Below are 270 nucleotides of genomic sequence, written 5' to 3'. Positions count from 1 at the left end.
TGAAAGCTGCCGTGGCGGTGGCCGGCACGGTCGCCAGCGGCGATCTGACCACCGAATTCGGCCCGGCCTCGCGCGACGAAATCGGTGACCTGATGCGCGCCCTGCATGCGATGAACGATTCGCTCACGCGGGTGGTGTCGGAAGTGCAGAGCGGGACCAATGCGATCGCCATCGGCTCGACCGAAATCGCCGCCGGCAACCTGGATCTGTCGGCGCGCACCGAACAGCAAGCCAGCTCGCTGGAAGAAACCGCCGCCTCGATGGAAGAAC

Annotated in this window: 1 protein-coding gene; it reads left to right on the top strand. The window is 65.9% G+C overall.

All coding sequences use genetic code 11. The features are described from left to right. On the top strand, nucleotides 1-270 hold a 270-nt coding region (locus F2P45_RS35255), incomplete at both ends, for a HAMP domain-containing protein (protein WP_166882769.1).

This window comes from Massilia mucilaginosa (genome assembly GCF_011682145.1).
Taxonomy (GTDB): domain Bacteria; phylum Pseudomonadota; class Gammaproteobacteria; order Burkholderiales; family Burkholderiaceae_D; genus Telluria_A; species Telluria_A mucilaginosa.
The sequence above is the reverse complement of the archived record's forward strand: the minus strand, read 5'-3'. Positions and strand labels throughout refer to the sequence as shown.